At 33.9% G+C, this 20,898-nt stretch carries 17 protein-coding genes; 5 read left to right on the top strand and 12 right to left on the bottom strand.

Going from position 1 to position 20,898, the window contains the following annotated elements; translation table 11 throughout:
- From ptsP to ACLTBU_RS11310, 11 genes are all read right to left on the bottom strand, one after another.
- Entirely contained in the window at positions 1-1,644 is a 1,644-nt protein-coding gene (gene ptsP / locus ACLTBU_RS11360) for a phosphoenolpyruvate--protein phosphotransferase (RefSeq protein ID WP_412218968.1), read from the bottom strand.
- Between the two features lie 17 nt (positions 1,645-1,661).
- Complete coding sequence (locus ACLTBU_RS11355; protein WP_412218967.1) at positions 1,662-1,919, bottom strand: HPr family phosphocarrier protein; 258 nt, start codon at positions 1,917-1,919, stop codon at positions 1,662-1,664.
- A gap of 245 nt (positions 1,920-2,164) precedes the next feature.
- The gene (nagB, locus tag ACLTBU_RS11350; RefSeq protein ID WP_177670375.1) at positions 2,165-2,905 is read right to left on the bottom strand and encodes a glucosamine-6-phosphate deaminase; all 741 of its coding nucleotides are present in this window, start codon (positions 2,903-2,905) and stop codon (positions 2,165-2,167) included.
- 10 nt (positions 2,906-2,915) lie between these two features.
- A complete protein-coding gene (gene nagA / locus ACLTBU_RS11345; RefSeq protein ID WP_412218966.1) occupies positions 2,916-4,067 on the bottom strand; it encodes an N-acetylglucosamine-6-phosphate deacetylase in 1,152 nt (383 codons plus the stop codon).
- A 55-nt stretch (positions 4,068-4,122) separates the two neighbouring features.
- Positions 4,123-6,735: a GH36-type glycosyl hydrolase domain-containing protein gene (locus ACLTBU_RS11340; protein ID WP_412218964.1), complete on the bottom strand. Its 2,613-nt coding sequence runs from the start codon at positions 6,733-6,735 to the stop codon at positions 4,123-4,125.
- 75 nt (positions 6,736-6,810) lie between these two features.
- Positions 6,811-8,421, bottom strand: a complete 1,611-nt coding sequence (locus ACLTBU_RS11335) for a glycoside hydrolase family 3 protein (RefSeq protein WP_412218962.1) — start codon at positions 8,419-8,421, stop codon at positions 6,811-6,813.
- A 133-nt stretch (positions 8,422-8,554) separates the two neighbouring features.
- Complete coding sequence (locus tag ACLTBU_RS11330) at positions 8,555-9,967, bottom strand: phosphoglucomutase/phosphomannomutase family protein (protein ID WP_412218960.1); 1,413 nt, start codon at positions 9,965-9,967, stop codon at positions 8,555-8,557.
- 58 nt (positions 9,968-10,025) lie between these two features.
- Positions 10,026-10,916: a carbohydrate ABC transporter permease gene (locus ACLTBU_RS11325; protein ID WP_412218958.1), complete on the bottom strand. Its 891-nt coding sequence runs from the start codon at positions 10,914-10,916 to the stop codon at positions 10,026-10,028.
- 27 nt (positions 10,917-10,943) lie between these two features.
- The gene (locus ACLTBU_RS11320) at positions 10,944-11,813 is read right to left on the bottom strand and encodes a sugar ABC transporter permease (RefSeq protein WP_337530877.1); all 870 of its coding nucleotides are present in this window, start codon (positions 11,811-11,813) and stop codon (positions 10,944-10,946) included.
- Between the two features lie 546 nt (positions 11,814-12,359).
- Positions 12,360-13,115 carry a response regulator transcription factor gene (locus ACLTBU_RS11315; RefSeq protein ID WP_337530876.1) on the bottom strand — a complete coding sequence of 252 codons (756 nt, stop codon included), beginning with the start codon at positions 13,113-13,115 and terminating at the stop codon, positions 12,360-12,362.
- Positions 13,116-13,133: 18 nt separating this feature from the next.
- Entirely contained in the window at positions 13,134-15,017 is a 1,884-nt protein-coding gene (locus ACLTBU_RS11310) for a sensor histidine kinase (RefSeq protein WP_412218956.1), read from the bottom strand.
- Between the two features lie 175 nt (positions 15,018-15,192).
- Here ACLTBU_RS11310 and truA point away from each other — a divergent pair, with 175 nt between their 5' ends.
- Complete coding sequence (gene truA, locus ACLTBU_RS11305; protein ID WP_177670172.1) at positions 15,193-15,933, top strand: tRNA pseudouridine(38-40) synthase TruA; 741 nt, start codon at positions 15,193-15,195, stop codon at positions 15,931-15,933.
- A 57-nt stretch (positions 15,934-15,990) separates the two neighbouring features.
- A complete protein-coding gene (locus ACLTBU_RS11300) occupies positions 15,991-16,407 on the top strand; it encodes a DUF5721 family protein (protein ID WP_177670174.1) in 417 nt (138 codons plus the stop codon).
- Between the two features lie 86 nt (positions 16,408-16,493).
- Here the strand turns inward: ACLTBU_RS11300 and ACLTBU_RS11295 are convergent, their stop codons facing one another.
- Complete coding sequence (locus tag ACLTBU_RS11295; protein ID WP_177670176.1) at positions 16,494-16,688, bottom strand: alpha/beta-type small acid-soluble spore protein; 195 nt, start codon at positions 16,686-16,688, stop codon at positions 16,494-16,496.
- Positions 16,689-16,957: 269 nt separating this feature from the next.
- On the opposite strand from ACLTBU_RS11295, the gene htpG reads away from it, so the two are divergent.
- The 3 genes from htpG (at position 16,958) to ACLTBU_RS11280 (ending at position 20,895) form a co-directional block, all read left to right on the top strand.
- Complete coding sequence (gene htpG / locus ACLTBU_RS11290; protein ID WP_249331629.1) at positions 16,958-18,820, top strand: molecular chaperone HtpG; 1,863 nt, start codon at positions 16,958-16,960, stop codon at positions 18,818-18,820.
- A 24-nt stretch (positions 18,821-18,844) separates the two neighbouring features.
- The gene (locus tag ACLTBU_RS11285; protein ID WP_177670179.1) at positions 18,845-19,270 is read left to right on the top strand and encodes a DUF3783 domain-containing protein; all 426 of its coding nucleotides are present in this window, start codon (positions 18,845-18,847) and stop codon (positions 19,268-19,270) included.
- 101 nt (positions 19,271-19,371) lie between these two features.
- Positions 19,372-20,895: an FAD-dependent oxidoreductase gene (locus ACLTBU_RS11280; protein ID WP_177670182.1), complete on the top strand. Its 1,524-nt coding sequence runs from the start codon at positions 19,372-19,374 to the stop codon at positions 20,893-20,895.
- The last annotated feature ends 3 nt before the right edge of the window (positions 20,896-20,898 follow it).

Raw genomic sequence — 20,898 nt, 5'->3', positions numbered from 1 at the left:
CTAAAGTTTTAACTGGATTTTAGATGTATCAATCTGTTGAATAGTCTTTCTTAGCTCTAAAACTGATGGTCCACTTACAGATAATTCATCAATGCCCATACCTAGGAAAGTTTCTGTAAGTGTAGTATCTGCTGCTGCTTCACCACATATTCCTACCCAGATGCCTGCTGCATGTGCATTATCTGCTACCATTTTAATTAATCTTAAAACAGCTAAGTTATGCGTATTATATAAATGTGCAATTTTAGCATTCATACGATCTACTGCAAGCGTATATTGCGTTAAGTCATTTGTTCCAATACTAAAGAAATCTACTTCCTGCGCAAGTACATCCGAAATAAGTGCTGCTGCTGGTGTTTCAATCATCATCCCTACTTCAATATCTTCACTTACAGCAATCCCCTCGGCTAATAACTCCCTCTTAGTCTCTTCTAAAAGAGCTTTAGCCTCTTTAATCTCCTCTACTGTAGCAATCATTGGAAACATAATGCCTAGCTTTCCATATACACTTGCTCTTAATAAAGCTCTAAGCTGAACTTTGAACATGTCTACCTGGTCTAAACAAACTCTAATAGCACGATATCCTAAGAATGGATTTTCTTCTTTAGGAATATTAAGATAAGGTAATTCTTTATCTCCACCTACATCTAATGTTCTAATAATGACACGGTCTTCCATTGCTTCTAATACTTTTTTATAGGCTTCATACTGCGCCTCTTCTGTAGGTAACGCATGCCCATCCATATAAAGGAACTCACTTCTAAATAAGCCAATGCCTTTTGCATCATTCGCTAGTACACCTTCTATATCTTCTGGACTACCAATATTAGCATTAATTTCAATTTCTACACCATCTACTGTTTTATTAGCAGTTCCTTTTAAGCTTTGAAGCTGCTGCTTATAATTTCTATCTGCTTCTTGTTTAGCTTGCCAATAAACTAATTCTTCACTAGTTGGATTTGTGTAAATTTTCCCACTTTTTCCATCTATAATGATTGTATCATTTTTATCCAATTTTGTTAATATATTTTTTACACCTACTACTGCTGGAATCTGCATAGTTCGAGCTAGGATAGCTGAATGAGACATTTTCCCACCATCTTCTGTAATAAAACCTAAAACGTATTGTTTATTTATTTGAATGGTATCTGATGGAAATAAATCTTTTGCAACAAGAATAACAGGCTCATTAATATCTGCTAAAGAGACTTCTTTCTCTCCTGTTAAAATGCCAATAAGTCTTTTTGAAATATCACGAATATCGGCTGCACGTTCCTGTAAATATGGATCATCCATGCTTTCAAACATAGCTGCAATAATAGCGCTTGCCTCGGATACAGCATAGGCAGCATTATACTTCTCATCAGTAATAATACTTACTACTTGATCGTGTAAATCTAAATCCGCTACAAGCATCTGATGTACATCAAAAATTTGAGCATGTTCTTCTCCAACTTCTTCAAGAGCTTTTTCATATAGAGCTTTAAGCTCACGAGTTGCCTCTTCTTTTGCATCATTAAAACGTTTTATTTCTGCTTCTGTATCTGTTACCTTATGCGTTGGAAGTACAAAATCATTTTGTTTCTTGATAAATACTTTTCCAATTGCTACACCGCTAGAAGCCCCAATTCCATCTAATATCATCTTTTCCACTCCTATAATTAATGACTCTCTTCGATTACAGCTTTAACTGCTTCTAACGCAGCGTCTTCATCACTACCTTCTACTGTGATTGTCAGTTCATCACCTTGTTTAGCACCTAGAGATAAAACAGCTAATAATCTTTTAGCATCAATAGCCTTCTCATCTTTTTCAAGTGTAATTTTTGAGCTAAATTCTCCTGCTTTTTTTACAAGTACTCCTGCTGGTCTAGCGTGTAAACCTGCCTCACCTTGAACTTTTACAACTAATTGTTTCATATCCATTCCTCCTTAAAATAAATTAATTGACCTTAATATTGTCTACGCACGTTTTAAGAATTATTACGATAAATAAAAAAAGGCATAAACATTTACCTCTTTCTATTTTTAGAAAGAAATAAAGTTTATGCCTGATCGAATCAGTAACACACTTCTTGTGACTATATTAATAATATATCTTTATTATAGCTAAGTTTTTTTTAGCTGTCAATCTTGCTATAAAAACTTATTTTAAAAAAGTTTTTTTATTCAATTTCACTTAAAAGTTCTGCTGCTGCTTCTTCATCTAATACAATTTTAACATCTTTGTGGAATTGAAGAATAGATGCTGGAACTTGTGGTGTAACTTTACCTAAAAGCATTTCTTTAACGATTGGCGCTTTACCTTTACCACTTGCTAAAAGTAAGATACTTTTAGCTGTCATGATTGTACCAATTCCCATTGTAATAGCTTGTGTTGGTACTTCTTCAATTGAGTTAAAGAATCTTGCATTATCTTTAATTGTTCTTTCGTCTAAAGTTACTTGGTGTGTAATAGGATCAAATACATCACATGGTTCATTAAAACCGATATGCCCATTTCCACCAATACCTAATACTTGTATATCTACACCACCTGTAGCACGCACAAGTTCATCATAAGCTTTACCTTCAGCTGCACAATCTGCAGCCATACCATTTGGAATATGAGTGTTTTTAATGTCGATATCTACATGATTGAATAAGTTATCTCTCATGAAGTAATCATAACTTTGATCGTTTGTTTTTTCGATTGGATAGTATTCATCTAAGTTATAAGAAGATACTTCTTTGAAGCTGATTTCCCCTTTTTTGTTCATTTCAATAAGTTCTTTATACATACCTACTGGTGTACCACCTGTTGCAAGCCCTAAAGCTGCATCTGGTTTTGCTTTTAAAAGCTCTGCAATAATCTCTGCGCCTTTTTGACTCATTTCATCATAGTTTTTTGCTACATAGATTGTCATGTCATTAAGCTTAATTGTTTTCATAAATCGTAATCCCCTTATTGATTGTATATTTCACATTAATGCTTTCATCAAATAAAATGATATCTGCATCTTTGCCTGTATCTAATGTTCCCTTAAATCCATCTACACGTATTGTTTTTGCTGGATTGATTGTAGCAAATTCAATTGCCTTTTCAATTGGGCATTCTGTATTTTGCACTATATTTCTAAGTGCTTCATTAAGACGTAGGATACTTCCTGCAAGTGTGCCATCTTCAAGACGCGCACTACCATCTTTTACGAATACAGCCTGTCCGCCTAATGCATATTGTCCATCTTTACATCCACCTGCACACATACAGTCTGTAACAAGTACAAACTTATCTGGTGCTTTCGCTTTTATAACAAGAGGGAAAAGCCCCTTATTAATATGAATAGTATCACAAATCATTTCGCAACTTACTTTTTCTGAAGCTAAAGCAGCCCCTACTACCCCCGGATTACGGTGATGAAGTGGAGTCATTGCATTAAATAAGTGTGTTGTATGTGTAATACCAGCCTCAATTCCTTCCATTGCTTGTTCATATGTGGCTTTTGTATGTCCCATAGATAAAGCAATATCTGTTGAATGAGAAATTTCTTCGATGAAAGCTTTCGCTCCTTCTACCTCTGGTGCAATAGTAATGAGCTTAACAATATCTTGATAATTTTTAACGAATTCAATGGCTTCATTATTTGGTGCTTGAATGTATTTACCATTTTGTGCACCTTTAAAAGCTTCATTGATATAAGGTCCTTCCATATGTACACCAAGTACCTGTGCACCTTCACTACCTTCTGCCTTTACAGTTCTTGCTGCTTCTAATGCAGTAGCAATTTCTTCTTTTGACATAGTCATAGTTGTTGGTAAGAAACTTGTTACACCATTTTTAGCAATACCTTGTGCAATTGTGCGAATAGCTTCTGTTGTGCCATCCATTGTATCTTTTGTATCATATCCATGAATGTGTATGTCAATAAATCCAGGTGCTACATAGTTCCCTTTTGCATCAATAACCTCACAACCTTCTAGAACTTCATTTACATCCACAATTCCTTTTATTTGTTCTTCAAATAATAAAGCCTTATTTTCTATTACTTGTTCAGCAAATAAAATTTTACCATTTACTATAGCTCGCATTGTGTCCCTCCTTTTAACCATTCTTTCTTATTTTATTGTTACCCTAACTGCTAAATTAGTCAAGAATTTCTACTACAATTTCTTTATTATTTACAATGAACTCATTTGAAATCCATAATTTTTTAAGCTTCATAACATCATCATAAATGCCTTCTTGAATTTCTCCATTTATTTTAAATGTACGTTTACCTGTTTCATTGTTGCTATATTTCAGTACAAGGTTAGTCCCTCTTACTTTAAGAGCAAATTCAGTTGTAGCAAATGGAATATGCATAGATGGTTGAATCCATAAGCCTTTATATTGTGGTTCTACACCAAATACGAAACGAATAAATGTTTTAAGTACAACGTTAGAACTTCCTGTTTGCCAATCTTGCATAGACTCCCCATCAATTTGCTTTTCTTCATTATAACCATATGAGTTAGGCATTACATATGGAGATACAGATACTTTCTCATGTGTAAATGGCAAGCATTTTGAAAGTTCTTCCCAAGCACGCTCTGTTTCACCCATTCTGAAGAGAGACATAACACCAAATGTACTTGCATGGATATAAGCTGCACCATTTTCTGCTGTACCTTTTGGTAAGTTAGGAATACGGCCTACCCCCGGTGTCCCTTTTTCAAAATGAGGTTCAAATGTTTTAAGACCATATTTAGATCCTAATCTATCATATGCTCCAAGGATTGTATCTTTAATACTCATATCTTTATCATACATACCAGCAAGTACCCAGAATGCATTAGAGGTAATACCATCACGTGATTCATGGTCTGGATCATCAAAGCTTCCTACAAAATAGCTTCTTTCATCTCCCCATCCATGTACCAGACGTTTTTCCCCTTCTTCATTTTCAATAATAGCGTACTTAACAAGACCTTCTTCAATTTCTACCATTGCTTGTTTATACTCAGCTATTTTATCTGCATATTTCTCTGCATCTAAGATTTCAAGAAGTTCAATCATCTCATGGCAGTTTTGATAAACTTGAAGCGTAGCCATCACAGATACACCAGTACCGTATTCACGATCTTTACGCTTACTTACACCAAGTCCATCTAAAGCATCATTCCAGTCACCATAGAGTGCACATACACATTTTGTATAGTCATGGTCACGATTTGTAAGAAGGTAATTCATAATATCAAATAAATGGTCTAGTACTGAACTTGTCTTATCTGATTTTTTAGCTAAGTGTGCTTTATCATTTACAAAGTCATAATAGCCACATGTTTCATTCAAGAAGTTAAAGTCTTGTGTAAAACGAAGATAAGTTGCAATAGTAGAGATTACCCATACACCTTGGTCGATGAAAGGTCTAAGGTCCATATTAGGTGTATCCCCTTCAAATCTTGGAAGAGAATATTGTCTTGGGCAACGGCCATCTGGCTGAACAAAGTTAAGAGCCTCTAGCATTTTTTCACGAGCTACTTCTGGCTCATAGAACACTAAACCTTCAAGCGCTTGGAATACATCACGAATCCCAATAAGTGAGAAACTTGAAAGCTGAATATATCCTTTAATAACTGAGCAAAATTCAACTTGCTTTTTAAGGTGTTCAAAGAATGCATTAAATACTTCTTCTTTGATTTCCCCACTAAGGCGTTTACCAAAGACAGCCTTCATATTTTCTCCATGCATTGCTTCTGCCTTAATAATAGCTTCTTCTGCTTCATCAATGACTTCTGGAGTAGAACCCCCTCTAATAGCCACTTCCATATCTTCATCTTCAAAGCAATATGTCATGACAATGTCTTCTCTCATACTTGCGCCTTCTTCAAGAGTTAAATGAAGCATATCTGCTGCTACAGATACTTCTGTAAAAGTAGCTACCTTCTTCGTATCACCAAACGTACCCTTATAGAGCGATGCTGGGGTGTGAAGTGAACTTCTTACTCCCCCTACATAATCATTACGTGAAGTTGTTTCTTCTGATGCTACTAATTCAGCGCCCTCACTAAGTGTAAGATGTCTTGTAAATACCCCATAGTTTGGTGCCATCGCACCTCTATCTCTTTCTTCATAAACTTCAATAAGGAAGTTATCAAGGTTTTGTCCTTCATTTTTAGGCATAACAGTAGCTTGTCTGAACCAACGGTTTTCAGCACCTTCCATTACTGCATTTTTAAGGAAAGGATTGAAGTAAGAAGATACGAATAACTCTTTTTTCTCTTCGGTATTATTTGTTGCTGAAACTGTGTAATACACCTTCTTATCTGCATCTACAAAAGTTCGAATAGCAAATGTAATCCCTTCTGCTTCTGTTACATAATAAGCACTTGCTTTTGTAAACACTGTATATCTTTCTGTTTGTACCTGTTCATCCATAACTGGTACTGATAAAATCGGAATAACTTTATAGCCCTCTTTCCCTTTAAAGCCTGCAAAGAAAGCTATTTTAGGTTCTTGTCCTTCTGAAGCTCTAAGATATGGCGAGAATAAGCCTTCATTGCTATGAATATAACCAGATGCATATACCCAGTAGTTAAATCCATTTTGTCCAAATGGATATCTACAATCTCCATCTTCTCTAGGAATAGCTAAAATATTATTGTTCTTAATAAAGAATGCTTTACCTGGCATTTCCTTTTCTTTTGCTAATGTTTCATTGCTTTTTAAGGTATGGTATTCATTTGCATACTCATTTACACGGTTAAAAAAACTCATTTTATTCACCTCTTTGTCTATTCGTACAAGTAGCCACTTGCAAACCTTTGTTTACGAAGTGGCACCTGTCTATTTTTATTCAAATAATTGTTTTGCTGGGTTGAACTCAAATTCTCCATCCCCGAAGATAGTTTCCACTAAAGCATCCAGTGTAACTTGTGTTAAACCACCTGTTACAACTACATAATCACAGTAGTCTGCAAGAATTTTTGCATCCTCTGGACTTCTTGTAGCTACACCAATAATTTTCTTAGTTGGGCAGAAATCTCTAATATATTTAATTGTTTCGATCTGCTCTTCGAAGCAATATGCATTAACTGTTGTAAAGATAACAAAGTCAGAAATAATAGCAATATCTCCTACAGATACCATTTCCATATGTGTTGGACGCCATGGCATAATCACTTCTTTAGTGTTATTGTGATAGCCATGTTTTTTTACTGTATCTTCAATAGATAATTTATCATATAAGTTAATGGCATCACTCATTACAAGACGAGCTGGATTCCCAAAGATAATACCAAGTTTTTCTTTTTCTTCTAATTTCACTGGGAAGTCAGCTTTTTCACCTTTATAAAGAATAAGTGATTTTTTAGCAATTTCATAAGCAATTTTATCACCTTGCTCTTTATCAAAAGCTTTTCCTTCTGGAAACTCGCCACAATGGTACTTAGCTTTGTACTCTAATACTTTAAGACATGCTTCATTAATACGTTCTTCAGACACTGTACCGTTTTGAACACATTCTTCCATAAAATCTACATACCATTCTCCCGCACATGTAGACATAAGAAGATCACAACCTGCATTCATAGCTTCTACAAGAGGTTGTCTCTCACCATATGCATCAAGTACTGCCTTCATAATAAGGTCATCTGTTACAATAAGTCCTTTAAAGCCTAATTCATTTCTTAAATAGTCTACTACTTTCCTAGACATTGATGCTGGTTTATCCCCATCAAGTGGAGGGAATACACCGTGGTGCATCATGATGCAGCCAAGACCATTTGCAATAGCTTTTTTATAAGGTACAAGCTCAACTTCTTCAAGGCGATTCATATCCCCAGGATGCACATCCATTTTGAAGTGTGTATCTTCTTGAGTTAAACGCATACCAGGGAAGTGTTTCCCACAAGCTGCAATACCATTATCTTCTAAACCTCTAATAAAACCTGCTCCCATATCTGCAACAACATTTGGCTTACTTGAGTACATACGGTTATCTACTACAGGTACACCATTTTTGCGGTCATAGCTTACATCTAAAACTGGTGCATAACAGATATCAATACCAGCATAGTTTAATTCTTTAGCAACATGCTCACCTTGTTTGTAAGCCATCTCTTCATCATTAGCAAAGCCCATAGCCATATTCCCTGGGAACATTGTTGTTCCTTGGTGAATAGCTGTAAGTTGACCACCTTCTTGGTCAATAGTAAGCAGGATTGGAAGACCAAAGCGATTTTCTTTAGCATGAGCTTGAATACGTTTGTTCATTTCACGAAACTGCTCAAGATTTCTTACATTATTCCCTGAGAAAAAGATGATACCACCTAATTCAGTACGTTTATTCATTTCGATAAGAGATTCTGGAAGATCCTCATATCCTTGATAATATTGAAGAAAAGTTTGTCCGATTTTTTCACGGAGTGTCATTTGACTAAAAACTTCTTGTACGTTAAACATGTCTTCCTCCTAAATAGATAAAAATATGTTCTATTTTACCATATGTTCTATCCTTTTTAATACTCTAATTTCATTAATAATATTGGAACAACCTCCCCTTAGGGTGATTGTTCCAATCTCCAAAACATATATTCTACAATCCTAAAAACTCTAGCATAACTTGGCTTATAGCCTCTGCCTCTTCCTTAGTACTCATTTCAGTAAATACTCTAATAAGTGGTTCTGTCCCTGAGAAACGTGCAATAATCCAACCTCCGTTTTCAAAGTACACTTTACAACCATCTTCATAGCTTACCTTAGCTACTGGAATGTTAAATGTAGGAAGTTTTCTCTCTGTAAATAAAAGTTCTACTAATTCATCTTTTTTGGCATGTGAAAAACGATAATCCCCTTCAATCATTACATAATCTCCAAATTGTTCATGAATTTCATCTAACATTTCAGCAAGTCTCTTACCTGTTACACACATCATTTCTACAAGTAAGCCCGCAGCAAAAATACCATCTTTACCTTTGATATGACCGCGAATAGTAAGACCACCACTACTTTCACCACCAATTACAGCATCTGTTTCTTCCATCTTTGCTGAAATATGTTTAAAGCCTACTGGAACCTCATAACACTTTTGTCCAAACTTCTCAGCAATAGCATCAAGAAGATGTGTTGTTGCTATATTTCTAACAACGGGTCCACTCCAGCCTTTGTATTTGAGTAAATAGTAGTAAAGTAATGCCATAATATCGTTTGGATGAATGAAATTACCTTTTTCATCAATGATACCAAGTCTATCTGCATCTCCATCTGTTCCAATACCAATATCGTACTTCTTCTCTACAACCATATTGGTCAGTCTAGCCAGTGTTACAGCACTTGGTGAAGGAAGTCTTCCTCCAAAAGTTGTATCATGACGATCATGGATAACATCCACTTCACATCTACAACTTATAAGCAGTGCCTGAAGAGAATTTTTAGATACCCCAAACATTGGGTCAACTAAAACTTTTAAACCTCTTTCTCTAATAGCACTTACATTGAGCATACCTAATATTGTATCAATATAATCATTAAATGGATTAATCTCTTTAACAAGCCCTGAAGCTAGAGCTTCATCATACTCCATTGCTTTTACATCTTCTTTAGAAAGTTTTTCAATAATAGCTTCTACTTTTCCTGTTACTTCTTCTGTAGCATCTCTACCACCTAATGTAAAAATTTTAATACCATTATACTCTGCTGGGTTATGGCTCGCTGTAATAGCCATACCATAATGATTACCATGAGTTTTAGCATAATACATAATAAGGGGAGTAGGAGAAATTTTATTAATAATTTGAACTGGTATACCATTACCTGCCATAACTTCACATACCCACATAGCAGACCTATCTGATAAGAAACGTCTATCATATCCTACTACTAATCCCTCTTCAGTTACGTTTTCTTCAATCATTATATTAGCTACAGCTTGTGCCACTAATACAACATTATCTTTAATATAATCTTCTCCAATTATGGCTCTCCAGCCACCTGTTCCAAATTTAATCATGATCATTACTCCTTTTAAGTTTAAGCTATTTTACTCGCTGTAACTTTCCCCCATAACATCAACCCTTAACAGCACCAGCTGTAAGACCTTTAATAATATATTTCTGTAAGAATAAGTATACGATAAGAACTGGCACAACTACAAGAATTACAGATGCACACATTAAACCATAGTCTGTACCATATTGTGATCTGATTGTATCCAGCAATGCACAGATTGGACGTATTTCTTTTTTACGGATAATAATCTTTTGTAAGAAGAGGTCATTATATGACCATAAAAATGTAAAAATTGCTACAGTTGCAAAGGAAGGTTTTGAAATAGGCACAACGATTCTCGAGAAAATCTTCCATGGTCCACATCCTTCTACAACAGCCGCTTCTTCAAGCTCTAGTGGTATCGTACTCATAAAGCCAACCATAATAGTTATGGCAAATGCTAAGTTGCCTGCAATCTGAGGTAAAATAACACCTATATGAGTGTTTGTAAGCCCTACCTTATTTAACATCGTAAATACTGGAACAATAGTTGCAAATGCTGGGAAAAGTAATGCTGCCATAACAAGGGAATGTACAGCTAGTTTACCTTTAAAATTGTACCTCGATAAAATATATGATGCAAGACCACCAAATAACATAACTCCGACTACTACTGTTCCAGAAATAATAAGACTATTAATATACGCTCTCCCAATATTCATACGCGTAAAAGCTGTTATATAGTTAGTCCATACAGGTTCTTTTACTAAACTAAATGAATCCAGTAAAATTGTATTTCTCTCTTTAAAAGAGTTATTAAGTACCCAAATTAATGGGAAAATGGTTGTACTTGCCCAAAGTAAAAGTGTAATATGAATAAATATTCTACCTATTGAGAACTGCTCTATTGGCCCAGAACTTTTTTTCAGCTTTAAGTTCTTTGGCGTACTATTTGCTAAATCTTTGGCCATGATTTCGCCCTCTTTCTTTTTGATTTTCTATAGTTCTTCTTCTTTTAAGAACTTATTAACAAGTAATGATATACCAAGCCCTATGACTACAATAAGAACCGCTATAGCACATCCATACCCTACTCGATAGGCATCGTAAACGATATGATATTGGTACGTACCAAGAAGATACGTTTTGCCATTCGGTATACCTTTTGGTGCAATTGTCCATGCTAAGTCGAAAATCTTAAGTGTTCCTGTAATAACAAGAATTAAGCTTGACTTAAGTACACCTTTAATAAGTGGTAATGTGATGTAAATAGTCTTCTTAAATCCTGTAATACCATCAAGATAAGCAGATTCATAAATATCTTCCGGAATAGTTGAAATACCTGTCAACACGATAACAAAATAGAAACCTACATATTGCCAAATCGTTGGAATAGCAATCATGTATAGGGCAGAGCTTTCATTCATCCATAGATGTTTTTCCACTCCAAATTTCATAAGAATTTGATTGAAAAGTCCCATATTATAGTCATAGAAAAGAAAAAACATAAGACCGATAGCAGTAGCTGAAATAACTACTGGGAAGAAAAATACTGTTCTGTAGAATTTAGCGCCTCTTCTAACACCATCTACAAACAATGCAAAAAGTGCCCCTAAACCTAATTCAAATACAACCATTAATACCATCATAATCGCTGTATTAATAAGTGATGTGTGTATATTAGTATCACGAAATAATTCTATATAATTCTGTAAGCCCACCCAAGTCTTATCAACTCCAGCTAAATCCGTAATATTGAAAAGGCTGTTGTATATACTCATAAAAAATGGTATATATAAAAATCCTATTAAAAATATTAATGCTGGTAATAAGAATATCCATACAATTTTCTTATCTTTATAAATCACTCTAAAAGCCCCCTTCTTTTTTCACTACCTTATAGAGTACTTTACAAAAAACAACGGCTGATATCAGACTCCTTCTCAATTGTTACATGTGAATTAGCCTCTTGGAATTTCTTGATGTTGTTTTCAAATGTTATAGCTCTGCTGTTTTTTAAGTTGATTCTTCTTCCTTATTTTGATACTCTCTACCTTTGCGTCTTTTTGAGGCATTGGCTACCTGCTTTGCTCTGAAAAATACCTACAAATACACACTCAAGCATTGTTGTTGCTAGGCCTAGAGCAAACACTTTTGAAATTTTTTCATTATATGTACCCCCTAAAATTTTTAAATATGTAAGATATGCTAATAGATTCTTAGCTTAATTTCATTATAGCATCGCATATATACAGATTGAATATGCCTATCTTGGTGTTTGTTGTTCAAATTTGCTCATACAATTAAATTTTGTATTTTTTACTTTTCCGCTCATCATTATTACAACACTTTAACTGCTTGATACTTTGTAATTCTTTAAATCTGAAACAGTAAAGGTATTACTTCTATAATTTTTAGTACATCTTATTACGGTATTCATTAGGTGTTACTTGAGTTATTTTCTTAAAAATTTTTGAGAAATAGGCTGTATCTGCATATCCTACAGCTTCTGCAATCTCATAGATTTTCATATTACTTTCAAGCAGCATCCTTTTTGCATTTTCTATACGTGCATTATTGAGCAAATCAACAAAATTGGTTCCTGTTTGCTTTTTAATAACCTTACACAAATGCCAAGTACTTACATAAAGTTGATCTGCAACTGTTTGCAAATCTAACTTTTGATTATAATATTGATTGATATATTCTATAGCTTGTTTCACTAAATACTGAGGTTTGTCTATTTCTTCATAAGTGTGCTCATTTAGAAGATTTTTAACTTCTCGCTTAGGAAGTTTATCTAAATTGCCTACCGCTGAGGTAATAGCCTCTTTAATTTCTTCTATCTTTGAAGGTTTTAATAAAAATCGTAAAACCCCTAGTCTTATAGCCTGCTGTGCATATTCAAATTCTCTAAACCCTGTTAGTATAATGATCTGCATATTTTTATTAATAGATTTAATTTCGTCTATCATCTCTAGTCCACTTTTTTTAGGCATTCTAATATCAGAAATAATAATATCAGGCATAAGCTTTACAATTTTTTCGACACCTTCTTCTCCATTTTGAGCTTCTCCTATAAATTCGCATCCTAACTCCTTCCAAGGAATAATTTGTTTCATTCCCTCTCTGATAAATACCTCATCATCAATAATTAACACTTTATACATTACAACATCCCCCTTCATTTACTCTCTTATTTCTTTAGATAATTTAATAGTAATCTGAGTACCTTCTCCTTCTATACTTTGTATATGCATGCCATATTCTTCCCCATATAGTAGCTTGATACGTTTTTGTACATTGATGATACCAATATGTTGTCTACTTATACCTTCATCTTGGGATTCACTGTTAATATAGTTTTTTTGTGGATGATTTAGTTCCTTTTGCAAATAGTGTAACCTTTCCTCATTTATGCCCTCTCCCGTGTCTTCCACTGTTAGATAAAGTAGCCCTTTACACTCTTCTGCTCTCACAATAATTTTTCCTTCACCCCTAGGCTCTATACCATGTGTAATTGCATTTTCAACTAAAGGCTGTAAGATTAATCTTGGTATCTTATAGTCTAAAACGGATTCACTTGCTTGGGTTTCAAACTGAATACGTTCACCAAATCTCTTCTGAATGAGAAAGATATAATTTTTTAGATACGCTACCTCTTCTTTAATGGTTAAGAAATGACTATCTCTCCTATCAATATTTACTTCCATAATACCTGCTAGTGCCTCTATCATCTGAGCAATCTCTTCATTACCACTCATCCTAGCCTTCCAGTTAATCATCTCTAGTGTGTTATATAAAAAGTGAGGATTAATCTGGTCTTGTAAAACTTTTAACTCGGAACTTTTTAGCATAAGTTGCTCTCTATATACACAATTAACTAGATATTGAATTTGCTTACTCATTCGATTAAATACACCATAAACATATCCTATTTCAGCATGATAATCCCCTTTAATTTGAACTCCTATCTCTCCTTTTTCAATTTGCTGCATCTTGTCACTTAGTACATAGACTGGGTAAATAATCTCTTTATATAGCTTATTCGCTAACAATAAGAAAATAGGTAGAATGCTTATACATAGCATAAAAATAAACCTTGATAAGCTTCTAATATCTTGAAGTAATATATCTGTTGAAATATAAATAGCATTACCTATCACGAGATTACGTGTTGAAAAAGTATTATACATAATAGCTTGTTTTTTACTTTCTTCTTTATATACAATGTCTTGTTCTGGATTCCTATTCATAAAATCGACTAGCTTACTTTTTTCTTCTTGACTTAACTCTCCTAATGCTAGAAGTTCATCACTCTTATTCGCTTCCACATATATGGCTTTTATAGCGCCTGTTAGCATCTGTTCATACTTTTGCAGTAAGTATTGCATATCCAACTTAAGCACTATGGTTCCAACTTCTTCTAATGTATCTCTATAAAATATCTTTTGTGCTAGGTATATATTATTTAAATCATCTATGTAATAAGCCATTGTCTCTTTAGGAATTTTCTCAAACTCTTTTTCTATGTTCTCAAATATAGCCTGACTCTTAAATTCGAGATGTTCGTAAAATGCTGAGCCTTTATCCCTAAATTCTATGTAGTGAAATTCCTCTTGTTCTTTAAATTGGAACGCTGCAAGCCTAACATCCTGTCTTGTTAAAAGAAGTGACATTAAATAGTTTCCTAATTTCTTATTCAAATTGTAATCATTCATAAGAAGCTGATCAATTTGTTTAGCTATCTTAGGAGTCTGCTCTTTAATATCTATTCCTGCCATTTTCATTCTACCGTAGTAATATGTAGCATACTCATATAAATCTTTATGATATTGTGTCTCTGCTATAAATTTCTCTAAGTCCCCAAGTCGTTCCTCAAACCACTCTGAAACAACTAATACATCCTTTTGAACACTTTTATTAAAATGCTCAGTAATAACCTCTTCATAGTTTTTATACCCTACATATCCTATTAAAATCATGGGATATAACACCAAAATAAGTACAAACCATGTCCATTTTGTTTTAATAGAAGTCCTCTTATACAAACTCGACAGAGATGATCTCATTTCTTCTCTCCTCATTTTTTACTTTTTTCGATAATTATAACACTTGTATACAATTTAATAAATATAACATAATTGGCCTGATTCCTTCTAACCTTTCGAAGAACAATATGCTATACTGTATAAGAAATAAAACTACCGTTAACACTTAAAATAAGAACCCGAAAAGGAGTTTATTATGTATAATTATAAAATGTCTATTGCCTATGATGGCACTAAATATTTAGGCTGGCAAATTCAATCTAATCAGCCTCTTAAAACAATTCAAGGCAAATTACAGCATATTCTTTCTATATTATTTAACGAGGATATTCAGGTTATTGCCTCTGGGCGTACAGATGCTGGTGTACATGCCAAAAAGCAAGTAGCTAACTTTCATACTACTTCTTACAAATCTTGTGATGAAATTTTAAGCTACTTAAGACAATACTTGCCTTGCGACATTGCTGTAACAGAAATCAAAGAAGCCTCTGAACGTTTTCATGCAAGATACAACTGCCTTACAAAACGTTATGGATACTATATTGATACACAATTTATGCCTGATCCCTTTAAAGTACGCTATGCTTATCATGTAGCAGATCCTCTTAATATGGATAAGATGAAAGAAGCTTCCACCTACTTAATTGGAACCCATGACTTTAAAAGTTTCACTTCTATGAAAAACAAAAAGAAAAGTACTATAAAATGTATTCATAGCATTGAATTTGAACCTACATCTTCAGGATTTGTTATCTATTATCACGGTAATGGCTTCCTTCAGCATATGGTACGAATTTTAACAGGCACACTCCTTGAAGTAGGTTTAGGTCATTTAGAACCTAATGCTATCCCCAAAATTCTTGAAGCTAGAACACGTGCTATAGCAGGCCCTACTGCTCCTAGCCACGCTCTTTTTTTAGAAGAAGCTATTTATTAAAATTACTAAGGAGGGATTACTATAGAATCCTATACTATTACTCATAAAAAGGAATTTATGAATAAGCTCTTAAAATCCGAGCTCTTCGACAATTTTATATTCCGCGAAGCTGTTATGCATACAGCCTTTAAATCTGTATTAGATGGCCATAGAAATAAAGATTTTTATAATACAGACGAACAAGAAGATTTGAGCGAGTACTTAAATTGGGGTGAAGTACGTCCTTATATTTACCATATTGTTATAGGTACCAAATCTCCTTCTTACTTTAAAATTATTCTATCTACCAATACAACAAAGACAACAGTCATTTCTAATGAAGTAGATACTTTCTTCGTAAATATTACTTTCAAAAATGGGGATATCCAAGTTAGTACAGGTGTAGCTTATAAAACCTTTACACTAGATAAATCACCTGAAAAGATTTGGGATGAGAAAATTAAAAATTTCCTTTTCAAATATGAATTTCTATAACTAAAGGCAAAAGGAGTAAGGGCTTTTAGGTCCTTACTCCTTTTCATACCTTGTATCTTATTATATTCTATAATAAGCACACTAAATTAGTTATTGCTGTTGTTGCTAAATGGTTTCATACCCATTTGTTGTTCTTGAGCAGCGATCATACGTTTAACCATTTCGCCACCTACTGAACCAGCTTGTTTAGCTGTAAGGTCTCCATTATATCCTTGTTTTAATGGTACACCTAATTCTGAAGCTACTTCTTGTTTCATTGCGTCTAATGCTTGGTTTTTCATCTGAGTTTCCTCCTTGAAAATATTGATTAGATATTAACCAGCCTTGTTGTCTCTGGTTATAGTCATAATGTACCCCAATAGGGAAACGATTATTACAGTAAAATTTGGTAGTTCCTTATGTTTATTTCCAGCATTAAAAATAACCTTTACTTTAGTTTCAATTAATAGCTTATAGGTGGTTGACAATCAATTTTTGTTAATAGTATTATAGTTATGTTTAATAAATTATATAATTACTCAATCAATTTTATTCTTTAGGAGGTTTTATAATGTCTAAACAAGGTAACTTATCTATTCATAGCGAGAATATCTTCCCTATTATTAAGAAATGGCTTTATTCTGACCATGATATTTTTGTACGTGAGATAATCTCCAATGCATGTGATGCTATTTTAAAGTTTAGAAAGCTTTGTGATATGGGCGAAACTACTGATGAAACCCAAACACCATTTGAAGTAACTGTAACTGTAAATGAAAAAGAAAGTACCATTACTGTTTCAGATAACGGAATTGGTATGACTGAAGAGGAAGTTGAGAAATATATTACTCAAATTGCTTTTTCAGGCGCAGAAGACTTCCTTAATAAATATCAAGATAAGATGGACAAAGAACAAATCATTGGACATTTCGGACTTGGCTTCTACTCAAGCTTTATGGTAGCTGACACTGTAGAAATTGATACTTTATCTTATACTGGTGCTCCTTCTGTGCATTGGTCTTGTGATGGTGGTACAACTTACGAGTTAAGTGAAGGTAAACGTACTACTCGCGGTACTGATATTATTTTACATGTAACAGAAGAAAGCAAAGAGTTCCTTAATTTCTATACTTTATCAAGTACTATTGAAAAATACTGTAACTTTATGCCTGTACCAATCTATGTAGTAGATGCTAACAAAGAGACTACAACCTCAGCTGAAGGTGAAGAAAATACTGTAGAAGCTCCTAAACCAATTAATGATCCAATTCCTTTATATACAAAGAAACCTTCAGAATGTACAGATGAAGAATACAAAACATTCTATTCAAAAACATTTATGGACTACAATGAACCTCTTTTCTGGATTCATTTAGATATGGACTATCCATTTAACTTAAAAGGTATTCTATACTTCCCTAAACTTCATAATGAGTATGAAATGGTAGAAGGTAAAATTAAACTTTATAATAATCAAGTATTCGTAGCTGACAATATCAAAGAAGTTATTCCTGAATTCTTACTTCTTCTTAAAGGTATCGTAGATTGCCCTGATATTCCACTTAATGTATCACGTAGTTTCTTACAAAACGATGGATTTGTAAAGAAAATCTCTGATTACATTACTAAGAAAGTAGCTGACAAGCTTATTTCTCTTTATAAAAAAGAATTAGACCACTACAAATCATGCTGGGATTCTATCTCTCCATTTATTAAATATGGATGTTTAAGAGAAGAAAAATTCTCTACTAAAATGAAAGATTACATTCTTTATAAAACAATTGATGATGAATACATTACACTTAATGACTACTTAGAAAAAGTTAAAGATACAAATGAAAATAAAGTATTCTATGTATCTGACAAAGAAAAACAGTCTCAATATGTGACTATGTTTAAAGAAAATAATCTATCAGCTATTTACCTTACACATCCAATTGATAGTTCCTTCATTTCTCATATGGAAATGCAAAATAAAGATGTTAAATTTATGCGCATCGACGCTGATATTTCTTCAGCACTTAAAGAAGAAAATACTGCTATTGACACTGCTAAAGAGGAAAAACTTAATACACTCTTTACAAGTATCTTAAATAATGACAAACTTAAAGTGAAACTTGAAACACTTAAGAGTCAAACAGTACCATCTATGCTTCTTATTAGTGAAGAAAGTCGCCGTATGCAAGAGATGATGAAACTTTATGGTATGGATACTAATGGTATGCCACCAAGTGAGGCTACTCTTGTCCTTAATGAAAACCATCCACTTATTACAGCACTTAGCACTAAAGACCTAGATGAGCATACAAAAGAACTTGCTTGCAAACACTTATATGATTTAGCACTTATTGCAAATCAATCCTTATCAGCAGACGCAATGCAAGCTTTCTTACAAAGAAACAACGAACTATTAATGGCTCTTTTAAACAAGTAATTTAAATTTACAGGCGGTGGGTATATGTCTTTTGAATCTATAAAAAATACAGACGCACATAGTACGCATCCTAGAATATGCGTCGTTCTAAGTGCCTTCAGTCCGGCAGAACTTAAACAACTAAAAAACGTGGCACGTCTTACAGGAATTGGCGAGCAGATTATCATAGATGGTTCTTATAATGCTACTAAAGTATTAGACCTTTTAGAAAATCCTTCTCTTACTCCTGTAAAAACTGAGAACATATCTACTCAAAAGGCAATTCTCTTCAATAATGTTCCTGCAAATCGTATGAATGCTTTTATTGAAAGTATGAAAAAATGCCGCATTCCAAGACCACTTATAGCTGTTGTTACAGAGACTTCTATCCATTGGACTATTGAGGAGCTCATTAGCAATCTAGCAGCTGAGCGTATAGCACTCAAAAATAACCAAACAACTTTACATTAAGAAAATCCCCAGCGAACTGGGGATTTTTTATTTTTGCATGTTCTCCTCTAAATTGGGGAAATCTGTATTTAACTAAACTTATTTATACAAAGGAGTCTATCATGCATACATCTATATGGGTGGATCTTTCACCTGGCAAACGATTTAAACCTTTATCTGAATCTATAGAAACAGATATTCTCATTATTGGAGGGGGCCTCACAGGTATCAGTACCGCTCTTGAACTTTCTAACACTGATTTAAATATCACGCTTATTGATTCCAATCAAATAGGCTATGGTACATCTGGAAGAAATACAGGCAAAGTGACGCCTCAAGCAGGATTAGTCTACTCTAAAATCAAGAATTATTATGGGCTCGAAAAAGCCAAATACTTTTATCAAGAAAACTTAAAAGCTCTTAATAAGATAAAAGAAAATATTTCTAAGTATCATATTGAGTGCGATTTCGCACCTGCTCCCTCTTTTATCTTTTCTAAGCGTCCAGACCGTATAACAGCATTTGAAGAAGAATATAAAGTCTATGAAGAAATTGGTATCGAAGGAGAACTCACACATCATATTGATCTTCCTATTGATGTTGAAGTAGCTCTCTCTCAAACTCATGCTGGTATCTTTAATCCTAAAAAATACCTAGATGGCCTAATCCCTATTCTTCTAAAAAGAAATATAAAAATTTATGAGTCAACACCTGTTACAGATATTCAAAAATCTAATTCAGGATGGCGTGCCATTATTGATGGACACTTAGTGATTACCGCAAGACAAGTTCTTTTCTGTTCTCACTATCCATTTTACGACCACTATAGTTTCTACTTCACTCGATTAAAACCTGAAAAATCTTATATTGTGGCCGGCTTATATGATAAATCTTTTCCACAAGCTACTTTTATTGATGAAGATGATCCTGTACGTTCTCTTTGTCCTTACCGTACCAATGACCAAACTTGGCTTTTAATAGCTGGTGAGAATCATAAAGTAGGTCAAAGCAATACGAATCATTTTGACCGCCTTAAAGGCTATGGACTAGAAGTATTTGGTCTAAGTAATTATCAATATGCTTGGAGTGCCCAAGGCTATGTAACACCTGATTCCATCCCTTATATTGGTTATCTCAATGAACATGATGAAGAACTTTATGTGGCTACAGGATTTAATAAATGGGGCAACCTAAACAGTACAATAGCTGCACACCAGCTTTGCGACCTCGTTCTAAATCGTAAATCAAATGACGCTGGTGTTTATGATCCATCTAGAAAGCGTGGTTACTTTACTGCTGCTTATATCAGTGATAATGTCAACAGCATCTATGAATTGATTAAAAGTCACATGACTTCCACCTCTACCTCTCTTCCAAAAGAAAATGATAGTGCCTCAGTTGTAGAATTAGATGGTAAAAAATATGGAGCCTATAAAGATGATAACGGTGAACTTCACATTGTAGATATTGTGTGTCCTCATGTAGGCACTCAGCTTAATTGGAATAGCATAGAACGTACTTGGGACTGTCCTGCTCACGGCTCTCGTTTTAGCTACGATGGTGATATTATAGAAGGTCCTTCTACTCATAGGCTTAATAAATATTTAGAAGAACCTAATAAAATTGACCCTCATATTATTAACTAGATA

It is taken from the genome of Zhenhengia sp. (assembly GCF_046966505.1).
Lineage (GTDB): Bacteria > Bacillota > Clostridia > Lachnospirales > Cellulosilyticaceae > Zhenhengia > Zhenhengia yiwuensis.
The sequence above is the reverse complement of the archived record's forward strand: the minus strand, read 5'-3'. Positions and strand labels throughout refer to the sequence as shown.

What these genes read in the sequence shown, in the direction of transcription:
- ACLTBU_RS11310 (WP_412218956.1), bottom strand. Translation starts at nt 15,017, where the DNA reads ATGAGATCATCTCTGTCGAGTTTGTATAAGAGGACTTCTATTAAAACA.
- ACLTBU_RS11330 (WP_412218960.1), bottom strand. Translation starts at nt 9,967, where the DNA reads ATGATTAAATTTGGAACAGGTGGCTGGAGAGCCATAATTGGAGAAGAT.
- ACLTBU_RS11300 (WP_177670174.1), top strand. Translation starts at nt 15,991, where the DNA reads ATGAATAAGCTCTTAAAATCCGAGCTCTTCGACAATTTTATATTCCGC.
- ACLTBU_RS11295 (WP_177670176.1), bottom strand. Translation starts at nt 16,688, where the DNA reads ATGAAAAACCAAGCATTAGACGCAATGAAACAAGAAGTAGCTTCAGAA.
- ACLTBU_RS11315 (WP_337530876.1), bottom strand. Translation starts at nt 13,115, where the DNA reads ATGTATAAAGTGTTAATTATTGATGATGAGGTATTTATCAGAGAGGGA.
- nagB (WP_177670375.1), bottom strand. Translation starts at nt 2,905, where the DNA reads ATGACAATCTATGTAGCAAAAAACTATGATGAAATGAGTCAAAAAGGC.
- ACLTBU_RS11285 (WP_177670179.1), top strand. Translation starts at nt 18,845, where the DNA reads ATGTCTTTTGAATCTATAAAAAATACAGACGCACATAGTACGCATCCT.
- htpG (WP_249331629.1), top strand. Translation starts at nt 16,958, where the DNA reads ATGTCTAAACAAGGTAACTTATCTATTCATAGCGAGAATATCTTCCCT.
- truA (WP_177670172.1), top strand. Translation starts at nt 15,193, where the DNA reads ATGTATAATTATAAAATGTCTATTGCCTATGATGGCACTAAATATTTA.
- ptsP (WP_412218968.1), bottom strand. Translation starts at nt 1,644, where the DNA reads ATGATATTAGATGGAATTGGGGCTTCTAGCGGTGTAGCAATTGGAAAA.
- ACLTBU_RS11325 (WP_412218958.1), bottom strand. Translation starts at nt 10,916, where the DNA reads ATGGCCAAAGATTTAGCAAATAGTACGCCAAAGAACTTAAAGCTGAAA.
- ACLTBU_RS11335 (WP_412218962.1), bottom strand. Translation starts at nt 8,421, where the DNA reads ATGTTTAACGTACAAGAAGTTTTTAGTCAAATGACACTCCGTGAAAAA.
- nagA (WP_412218966.1), bottom strand. Translation starts at nt 4,067, where the DNA reads ATGCGAGCTATAGTAAATGGTAAAATTTTATTTGCTGAACAAGTAATA.
- ACLTBU_RS11355 (WP_412218967.1), bottom strand. Translation starts at nt 1,919, where the DNA reads ATGAAACAATTAGTTGTAAAAGTTCAAGGTGAGGCAGGTTTACACGCT.
- ACLTBU_RS11280 (WP_177670182.1), top strand. Translation starts at nt 19,372, where the DNA reads ATGCATACATCTATATGGGTGGATCTTTCACCTGGCAAACGATTTAAA.
- ACLTBU_RS11340 (WP_412218964.1), bottom strand. Translation starts at nt 6,735, where the DNA reads ATGAGTTTTTTTAACCGTGTAAATGAGTATGCAAATGAATACCATACC.